Source organism: Tepidimonas thermarum (assembly GCF_007556705.1).
GTDB classification, from domain to species: domain Bacteria; phylum Pseudomonadota; class Gammaproteobacteria; order Burkholderiales; family Burkholderiaceae_C; genus Tepidimonas; species Tepidimonas thermarum.
The window spans coordinates 1-8,355 of the sequence record NZ_VJOL01000069.1 but is presented as its reverse complement, the minus strand read 5'-3'; the positions used below and the strand labels follow the sequence as shown (position 1 = coordinate 8,355).

Sequence of the window (8,355 nt, the reverse complement as noted above, 5' to 3'; positions counted from 1 at the left end):
CCCACCACCTTCGCAGAGTTATCCACGGCGCCGGGCGCCGCAGGTCCTTCTCTACCGCAGGTGGCCGGCGCGGTGGATAACTCGTGTTCAGCGCTCACGGGGTGGGAGGCGTCCATTCAATTCTCCTTGGTGTGGTGCGGATTGTGTTACTGTTGCGCGATCAGTAAATCGGCGGGCGCAAAAAAGACCGGCGTCCGGCCGGCGGGTTGGGCAGGCGGTCAGCCGATCATGTTGGTCCTTCGCCTGGCAACAGGCCGTAGCGCTGCATGCGCACCCGCACAAATGCGGGCGTGACGCCAAAGCAGGCCGCCAGATCACGCTGCAAGCGCTGCATGCCTGCCCAGCCCAAGGCGCCCCGCTGGACCAGCCGGGGGCCGGCATCGCTGCGCTCGCCCGCTGCTTCGATGCCGACATCGAAGTGTGGCGCGCGCTCGAGCGCCAGCGCCACCAAGCGCTGGCGCGGCACCAGCAGCGACCCCATGAACTCGTTGGCGCGGAACTCGGCGATGCGCCGTTGTTTGTCCGAAGCGGCTTGCGCCAGCCGGGCAACGAGCGCCGCCAGTCGCTTGGCTGGCGTGCCATCCGGCGCGGCCGACTCTGCCTCCTCACCTAAGTGGCGCGCATGGCGGGTGAGCGTGCGCAAGGCGGGCCGGCGCCCCAGATAGGCGCTTGCCCCACCGCGCCGTTGTCGCCGCGCCGCCAGCAACCACGCTGGCGCATCGAAGATGGCGTGGCCCAGTTCGTGGGCCAAGGTCGACAGCGCCAGCTCGGGCGAAAGCCGCTCGCCCACGGGCGAGATCAGCACCGAGACGGCGTCTTCGCCGCAGTCTGGGTCAAACTCGCACAGGCCCAGCACGGGCAGCCCATCCTCATCGGTGACGGGATGATCCAGGCTGATCCACAGTTGGTAGTGCAGATCGTTGACGTCGAGCTCACTGATCGCAGCCAGGCGCTGCAGCGTCAGCGCATCGCGCTGGGTGTCGGCAAGCTGCGCGCGCGCTTGCGCGGCCACCGCTTCGATGGCATCTCGGTTCAAGGCTCGCGGTTGCGCCCCGCCCCAGCAGTCATAGCGCAGCTTCAGCGACAACACCAGCGCACCCCGCTTCCTTTACCCCAGCGCCTTGCGGTACAGCCGCACCACGGTGCTGACGTCCTTTTGCATATCCGGCGGCAGCCGGTTGGCTTCGATGAAGGCCTCATCGGGGTTGAGCCCCAACGCCTCAGCCGCTTTGGTGATCAGCTCGTCCCTGGGCGCCTTCTCCAGCTCGCGCTCGATGCGCGACCAGTAGGCCGGCGAGATGCCCAGACTGCGGGCAAACTCGTTCAGCGGCACGCCCGCTTGCTCGCGCTTTTGTCGGATGAAGGCGCCAAAGCCCATGACTGTTAACCGTTGCGTGATTGATTAACGATGATTGTACAGGGAGTGAAGGTTTGCTGTCAACTGTTCTGTTAACGGTCAATCGACCCTAACCGCCTCCACCGCCTCCCGCAGCCGCTCCCGGCTCAGGCTGTCGGGTCACCTCCGCCGAAACCGATCCGCCACCCACGCCACCACACCGCGCTTGGCCGGCTGCGTTGCCTGCGCCTCCTCACGCTCGATCAACGCCAACGCTTCCTTCACGCCCATCGGCACGATGCCGTCGGCGGTGACGAGCCCTCGGCGTTTGAGCTCCTCGTGCCGGTACGGATCACGGCGGTTGGGGATCAAGGCGTACTGGGCCTTGAGCAGTTGCGACTGCGCTTCGACCGACAGATTGCCGTTGGCCTCGTAGCGGCGCTTGAAGGCATCGCGGTGTTTGGGCAGGACACTGCCGAAGTTGTCCAGACAGTCGGTGACGCCGGGGATGAAGTGCTTGACCAGTGACCAGTGGCCCATGCGGTAGACGCCAGCCTGGAAGACCACCTCGTCGTGGAGCTTCACCTGGTCGGGTGAGCGCTGCTGGTAGGCGGCGATAAACACCTCCAGCGCATCGGCGAGCTTCGGCGCGCCGTCGTCAAAGGCCAGCAGCGAACGCCAGTTGGCGGCCAGTTGGACCAGGCGCTGATGCTCTTTGTCGGAGAACGGCGCGTGCAGCACCCTCTCCAGCGTCTTGACCTGGCTCGACAGGCGGCTGTGCTCGCGGTTAATGAGCACGGCGATCAGGGCGGGATCTGGCTTGCCGGCCTTTGGCATCACCACCCCACCAGCAGCACATTCATCCCCGCCATCCCCACCTCCGGCACGCCGGTCACGGTGATGACCATTTCTTCCTCGTCGGGCTTGCCCATGTGCAGGTAGGTGCCGTCGCCCAGCGGCTGCCAGCCGATGGACTCGGCTTCGATGGCGGCGAGTTCGGCTTTCAGGTCATTGGGATCGATCAGCACGTTCACTTCGCCAGCCCTTCCACCCACGCCAGCTGCTTCGGCAAGCACACCGCCTGAAGGTCGTAGTTCACCTGAGCGAACTGCCGGGCGTTCTGGCCGAGCCGCTGCCGGGCGGCCGGATCATCGAGCAGCGCACAGACTTCGTTGGCCAGTCCCGCCACGTCGAAGAAATCCACCAGCCGTCCGGTCTCGTCGTGTTTGATCGCCTCGTGCAGCGGCTGGGTGTCGCTGGCCACGATCGCGCAGCCCACGCTCATCGCTTCGAGTAAGCTCCATGACAGCACGAAGGGGTAGGTCAGATAGACGTGCACCGTCGACAGCTGCAGCAGCGGGATGAAATACTGGTACGGGATGTTGCCCAGGAAATGCACCCGCGCCCAGTCGGCATCTCTGATTTGCGGGCGGACTTCGGCAGCGAAGATCTCACGCCAAGTCGTAAGACCCCCGTAGCGTCCTGGCTCGGGGGCGTCGCCGTAGCTCACGTCGTCGCCACCGACGATCAGCACCCGGGCGTTCGGGCGGCGTTTGAGGATCTCCGGCAGCGCCCGCATGAAGATGTGGTAGCCCCGGTAGGGCTCCAGGTTGCGGTTGACGAAGGTGATCACCTCGTCCTGTTTGGTCAGCACCAGATTGCCGTTCAGCGTCAGGCTGACTGCCGGGTTCGGGGTCACGGCTTCGGTATCGATGCCATCGTGCACCACCGTGATCCTGTCCCGGAAGGGCTGCGGAAAGGTGCTGGCCTGCCAGTGGGTCGGGCTGATCCCGGCGTCAGCCACCTCGAAATGCAGCAGATTATTGAGATTCTTCAGGCGCAGCCGGCAGACGTCACCCGCGTCCTTCGCCGGGAATTCCGGATCAAACCCGACATCAGCCCCCTGCGGGTGGTAGAAGAATTCGCAGTAAATCCCCAGCTTGGCCTCGGGCCAGACCTCCTTCAAAAACAGGCTCTCACCCCAGCCGTGGTGGGCGATGATCACGTCCGGCGTAAAGCCCTGCGCCTTCATCTGCAACGCCGCCCGGAAACACGCCTCAGCACGGATGGCCTTGGTTTCAAAGTCGCTGACCCACGGGTGCACATTCGGCGTGGTGCCGCGACTGGCGGTGTAGGGCACGAGCTTCACACCCTGCCATTCGCGCGCCTCGGTCTTTTTGCATCGTCATCGCGACGACCGTGTGCCCGTGCCGTGCCAAGGCCGGCGCCAGAAACTTGAACTGGCCAGGGAAGTTCTGGTGGATGAAGAGGATGTTCATGGGTTTATCAGCCACGGATTGATGATCTGCAAGCCGTCAATCCCTTCAAAGTCGGACACATTACGCGTAGCCAGGGTCAGATTGTGCGCGAGCGCAATAGCGGCGATCTGGGCATCTTCGGTGCTGATGGGGCGACCCACATGCGTGCGCTGCGCGACGATAGCGGCGTAGCGCACCGCCGCCCGCTCATCGAAGGGCAGGCAGCGCCCCGCAAAGTCTTCCTCAAACATCGCTTGTGCCGCCAGCACCAGCGCTGCCTGGCGCTTACCGGCGGGCATCAGTGCCAGCCCGAGCGCGATCTCGGCACGGCTGATGGCGCTGGTCCACACCTGTTCAGGGGGAAGGCGATCCAACCATACCGTCACCGCTTCTGCGGGCTGCGGACGCATGAATTCGGACAGCACATTGGTGTCGAGAAGATTCACGGCGTGTCATCCCAATTGGGCGGCGTGCGCGCGATCTGGCGCGAAGGAAGTTCAAAGTCCGCATCGGCCACCTCGGCAAAGCGCTGCCTCAGCCGCTGCCCCAAAGGTTGCGGTTGGGATACGCGGACCAAGGCTTCACGCAGAATGCGGCGGGCCTCCTCTTCCATCGACACCCCATGCTGCGCGGCACGAATACGCAGTGCCTGCTTGATGACATCATCCACATTACGAATCGTCAAGGCTGCCATGGAAGCACCTCCTGATTGATGGCAATGACTGCATTGTAGGCGTTGCCATCTTTCCCGTCAAAACACCTTCATCACCCCCAGCTTCACCAGCCACACCAAGCTACGGAAGATAAAAGCCTGCCGCTCTGCGGGAATCTGGGCAAGCAGCTCAAGCGCAGCTTTCGGCCCGGCCGCTGCCGCCTGCAGCACCGCCCGAATCTCGGCCTCGGTGGGCAGCACGGCCTTCGCAAAATCCACCATCGCCAACTGCCGATACGCCAGGGTGCGTTTCAAGGCCGTTTCCGCATCGCCATCCACCAACCCCAGCACCGTCTGCGGCGTCAGCGTCCGGGTCGGGTAGCTCGCAAACGCATGGAAGGGGTCCATCCGGGCCGGCCAGGGATGCGCCAGCGGTTTCAGTTCCTTGCCCTGCACCCTGCGGATTTCATCGAGCTGCGCCCACAGCGCTTCGTACTGCGGAATGATCGCCGCCCAGTCATACACCGCCCGTGCCCGCTGCCGGCCCGCCTCGCCCATCTGCTTTCGCAACTCGAAGGAATTGAAAAGCCAGAGAAAAGCTTGCGCCGTCGCCTCCACGTCCACCGCCACCAGCGAGCAGGCGTGGCCGCAATACATGTCGTAGGGGTTCTGGTTGGCAGATTAAGCGTGCGCCGCTACCGGCATGATCGTATCGCCTGGGCGCAGCGACGACTGCAACTGAAGGTGCTGTCGCTCGAACTCAAAAGTCTGCGCAGCAAGGTGGTCTGCACCCAAGGGCGGCGCACACCACCGGCCAAGCGGCGCTTGGTGCGCAAGTTGCCGACGCTGAAATGGTGGCAGCGGCGGCTGATTGCCTGGCTGCGCCTGTATTTTCCCTGGCTGACGCGCTTTATGCGATTCTCGCCCGGTGCCTACATTCGCTGGCTGCAGGCCAAGGCGCGCAGGCGCCACGCCGTGAAGATCGCCGAGGGCAAGGCGCGTGGTCGACCGCCCACTCCACCCTTCATCGTCGACGCCATCCTGGCCATCAAGCGCGATAACCCGCGCTACAGCGCCGGGCACATCGCCCGCATGATCTCGGGCGGGGAGCTGAAGTTTCGCATCAGCAAACAGACAGTGGCGCAGATTCTCAAAGCGCACGGCTTCAAGCCCAGGCCAAAGGGCAAACGCCCGCCTCGGGAAGAAGAGCCCGGCTGGCTGACCACTCTCTACAACCAGCACGTCATGGCCATCGACTTCAAAATCACGGGCGACCTTGCGGGCAACCGGCTTGCCGTGTTTAACCTGATTGACCACGGCCGCCGCGGAAGCAAAAACAGTCCAGAAACCGACTGCCTGGCAAACCAAAACGACACAAAAAGTAGCCTATCGGATTTTTTCACCAGCACAGTCATTGCCAGTCTCCTCAACTAGGTGGGTGTCCTTTAGTTGCAGGTCATGGGCTGGGCCTCGCGGGATGAGGAGGAGTTGGCAAGGAACTTAGCGCGGAGGTGCAGGGGCTTCAACTAAGTGGGTGTCCTTTATTTGATGAGGTTCGCCAGCCATTGCGCGTCCTCAACCGACTGCAAAGACTCTGCCGCGTGCATTTCAGGCGACCTGCAGCGCTTTCAGAATCGGCAAGCGCTGCTGTGCAAACTCGACCGCCAGCCGCTCGAGTTCTGCCAGGTTGTCTTCGGCAGCCGCGATGGGCTGGCCGTCTTTGATCAGGCGCTGGTTGAGCGCCTGCAGGTGCTGCCAGGCAAAGTGCGCCCATTCCTGTGGTTGCTTGCGGCCCTGGCTGCGCGCCAGCAAAAACAGCTGCTGAAAGCGGTTGAGCATGACGCCGCCGCCGGTCACGGGGCTGGCCAGGTATGCGATATCGTTGCTGCTGCGGCTGTGCTGCAGCACGGCCTGGTTGAGCTTGTCGCAGCTGCGCTTGGCTTTGGCAACGGTGGCGTCGTCTTGGACCAGCGCCACGTCGCCTTTGGCCACCAGAATCATGGCCGCCTCCAGCACCTGGGCAAAGACCAGCCCACGGCCTTTGACGGCTTCTTCGATTTGGCCCAGGGTGAGCGGCTTGTGCGGGGCCAGGAGGTCCAGAATCGGGGCGTACACCCCCTCATTGAGCGTGGCCTCACCGCGGCTGCCGCTGACCTTGAGATCCACGGCGTCGCGCGGGCTTAGCAGGATGAGCCGCTGCGCGCGCAGCCGCTCCAAGCGCTCGAACGCACCCAGCGGCCGCGCGCCCTTGACCCAGTAATCGCGCCGAAACTGCGTGTTGCACATGAAGTCGCGCACCAGCTCGCGAAACGTCGGGTCGGCAATCGTCTTCAGCAGCGCTTGTTGCTCGTCGCTCAGATTGACCGCATCGATGTGGTCGGTGTAGTGCGCTGAGCACGCGAAGCTCAGTTTCGCCGGCGCCAGCCACTCGGCCATGCGCGCAAAGCTCATTGGGTGCCAGTCGCGGTTGAAGTATTCGTGCGCCAGGTAGTGGCGGTTTTGCTCCTTCATCTTTTTGATGCGCTCGGCCACCTGCGGGTTGGCCTGGGCATACGATGGCCGGGTGGCCAGCAGCTGCTCGGCAAAGGCCAAAGCGGCATCGATGCGGCTGACGATGCCCGTGCCACGGGCGCCCATGACGTCGGCGTGATGGGTGAGCAGCTCGCGCATCGGCACCATCGCCGCCCAGCCCGGCTGGGTGTTGTAGCTGATGTAGAGCACGCCGCCGACCTTGAGCTTGCGGCGGATGAAGTCGACGATGACGGCGCGGTTCTCGTCCGAAATCCAGCTCCAGATGCCGTGCAGGCCGATGTAGTCGAAGTCGGGCAGGTCCTGCCGCGCGCAGAACTCGGCAAAGGCTTGGTCGAACAGTCGAGCGCCCGCGCCACTGGCGGCGGCGAGTTCTTGCGCGAAGGCGGCCTGGCTGGGGTTGAAGTCGGTGCCGTACCACGTCACCGTGCTGGCGGCGGCGTGGATGTTGACCGACATGCCTTGGCCGAAGCCCAGTTCGCAGGCTGTCCCGACCTCGGGAAAGACCAGGCCCTGGTTGAGGAAGGCGAGTTTGATACGCAGCGGGTTGAGCTCGGTGTAGTAGCCGTAGGTGTAGCCGATGTCGGCCACGTAGCCGGCGGTCCAGTCGGTCATTGAGCGATCCTTTCTTCGATTGTTTTGTTCTTGCCCGGCCGCCCGCGCGGGCGGGGTCGTACGATTTGGCCCAAGCGCTTTTCGATCATTTCAGCAAAACGACTGTCTCCCACCACCACGCCCTGCTGGGTTGCCGTGCGGATCAGTGCCCAGGCCGGCTCGTCCACCTCGGTGGCGAACAAGCCCCGGTAGGTCTGTTGCCGCTGTTCTGCTGTTGATCCAATGGCGAGGTATTGATCGTGGGGTGTCAGCAATTTATCTTCCTCACCTAACGCATTGGCGCGGTAACTACTCCAGCGGTATTCCCCAGGCGCCTGCACCATCCGGGCGCGCACCGGATTGAGTTCGACGTAGCGCATACAGGCCAGAAGATAACGCTCGGACTGGACGTAGCTTGCTTTGTATCGGCCCTGCCAGAGTCCGCCGCTTCGATGGTAGGTGCGATTGACGTACTGCACGTAGCGCCGGCCCATGTCCTGCATCAAACCAGGCAACGCGCCCGCCGACGGAGCGGAAAGGACCAGATGCACGTGGTTGGTCATCAGGCAATAGGCGTGCAGGGCAATGTCACGCTTGCTCGCATACTCACCCAGCCAGTCGAGGTAAAAGCGACAATCGTCATCAGAGAAGAACACTGGCTGACGGTCTACGCCACGTTGAATGACGTGCTGGGGAACACCGGGTAAATGAATGCGGGGGCGACGCGGCATAGTATAAAAAATAACCTTGGCTGGCTCGTTTTTAAAGGGGTCTGACCCCTTTTATAGTTGTGTATCGTTCTTTCTGTAAATTCCATTTTGCCGGTTGTCTGCTGGGCGGGGATCTCCGGCGCTACGCGCCTACGCTCCCCGCCCAGCAGACAGCGCGAGGGTGGGTCTGACGCCATGACTTCGAGAAAGGAGTGTAACCCTCATGGCAATACGAGTCGAAACCAACCCCTTGGAAGCCGCTTATGCGATCTTGCT

Annotated in this window: 11 protein-coding genes; 1 reads left to right on the top strand and 10 read right to left on the bottom strand. The window is 63.3% G+C overall.

Features of this window, described 5'->3' with window-relative positions; translation table 11 throughout:
• Positions 1-226 precede the first annotated feature (226 nt).
• From Tther_RS12210 to Tther_RS12175, 8 genes are all read right to left on the bottom strand, one after another.
• Positions 227-1,036, bottom strand: a complete 810-nt coding sequence (locus Tther_RS12210) for a hypothetical protein (RefSeq protein ID WP_143904263.1) — start codon at positions 1,034-1,036, stop codon at positions 227-229.
• 72 nt (positions 1,037-1,108) lie between these two features.
• Positions 1,109-1,378, bottom strand: coding sequence for a helix-turn-helix domain-containing protein (locus Tther_RS12205; protein ID WP_143904261.1), 270 nt, complete (start codon positions 1,376-1,378; stop codon positions 1,109-1,111).
• A 138-nt stretch (positions 1,379-1,516) separates the two neighbouring features.
• Positions 1,517-2,173 (bottom strand): hypothetical protein, encoded by a 657-nt coding sequence (locus Tther_RS12200; protein ID WP_143904259.1) that lies wholly within the window; start codon positions 2,171-2,173, stop codon positions 1,517-1,519.
• The gene (locus Tther_RS12195; RefSeq protein WP_143904257.1) at positions 2,173-2,370 is read right to left on the bottom strand and encodes a hypothetical protein; all 198 of its coding nucleotides are present in this window, start codon (positions 2,368-2,370) and stop codon (positions 2,173-2,175) included. The genes Tther_RS12200 and Tther_RS12195 overlap by 1 nt, the downstream gene beginning before the upstream one ends.
• Positions 2,367-3,485 carry a glycosyltransferase gene (locus Tther_RS12190; RefSeq protein ID WP_143904254.1) on the bottom strand — a complete coding sequence of 373 codons (1,119 nt, stop codon included), beginning with the start codon at positions 3,483-3,485 and terminating at the stop codon, positions 2,367-2,369. The genes Tther_RS12195 and Tther_RS12190 overlap by 4 nt, the downstream gene beginning before the upstream one ends.
• Before the next feature lie 126 nt (positions 3,486-3,611).
• Positions 3,612-4,040 (bottom strand): type II toxin-antitoxin system VapC family toxin, encoded by a 429-nt coding sequence (locus tag Tther_RS12185; protein ID WP_143904252.1) that lies wholly within the window; start codon positions 4,038-4,040, stop codon positions 3,612-3,614.
• Positions 4,037-4,288, bottom strand: coding sequence for a FitA-like ribbon-helix-helix domain-containing protein (locus Tther_RS12180; RefSeq protein WP_143904250.1), 252 nt, complete (start codon positions 4,286-4,288; stop codon positions 4,037-4,039). Before Tther_RS12180 ends, Tther_RS12185 begins: the two co-directional genes overlap by 4 nt.
• A 57-nt stretch (positions 4,289-4,345) precedes the next feature.
• A complete protein-coding gene (locus tag Tther_RS12175; RefSeq protein ID WP_143904248.1) occupies positions 4,346-4,903 on the bottom strand; it encodes a glycosyltransferase in 558 nt (185 codons plus the stop codon).
• Positions 4,904-4,933: 30 nt separating this feature from the next.
• Between Tther_RS12175 and Tther_RS12170 the strand changes: the two genes are divergently transcribed.
• Positions 4,934-5,680: a hypothetical protein gene (locus Tther_RS12170; RefSeq protein WP_221934033.1), complete on the top strand. Its 747-nt coding sequence runs from the start codon at positions 4,934-4,936 to the stop codon at positions 5,678-5,680.
• A 174-nt stretch (positions 5,681-5,854) separates the two neighbouring features.
• Here Tther_RS12170 and Tther_RS12165 read toward each other — a convergent pair whose 3' ends face one another.
• Together Tther_RS12165 and Tther_RS12160 are read right to left on the bottom strand one after the other, a co-directional pair.
• Positions 5,855-7,390 (bottom strand): methyltransferase regulatory domain-containing protein, encoded by a 1,536-nt coding sequence (locus tag Tther_RS12165; protein ID WP_143904246.1) that lies wholly within the window; start codon positions 7,388-7,390, stop codon positions 5,855-5,857.
• Positions 7,387-8,100: a transposase gene (locus tag Tther_RS12160; protein WP_143904244.1), complete on the bottom strand. Its 714-nt coding sequence runs from the start codon at positions 8,098-8,100 to the stop codon at positions 7,387-7,389. Before Tther_RS12160 ends, Tther_RS12165 begins: the two co-directional genes overlap by 4 nt.
• Positions 8,101-8,355: the final 255 nt, after the last annotated feature.

Bases quoted from the DNA above. Each gene is read 5' to 3' on its own strand.
- Tther_RS12205 (WP_143904261.1), bottom strand. From the start codon at position 1,378: ATGGGCTTTGGCGCCTTCATCCGACAAAAGCGCGAGCAAGCGGGCGTG.
- Tther_RS12200 (WP_143904259.1), bottom strand. From the start codon at position 2,173: ATGCCAAAGGCCGGCAAGCCAGATCCCGCCCTGATCGCCGTGCTCATT.
- Tther_RS12180 (WP_143904250.1), bottom strand. From the start codon at position 4,288: ATGGCAGCCTTGACGATTCGTAATGTGGATGATGTCATCAAGCAGGCA.
- Tther_RS12175 (WP_143904248.1), bottom strand. From the start codon at position 4,903: ATGTATTGCGGCCACGCCTGCTCGCTGGTGGCGGTGGACGTGGAGGCG.
- Tther_RS12165 (WP_143904246.1), bottom strand. From the start codon at position 7,390: ATGACCGACTGGACCGCCGGCTACGTGGCCGACATCGGCTACACCTAC.
- Tther_RS12160 (WP_143904244.1), bottom strand. From the start codon at position 8,100: ATGCCGCGTCGCCCCCGCATTCATTTACCCGGTGTTCCCCAGCACGTC.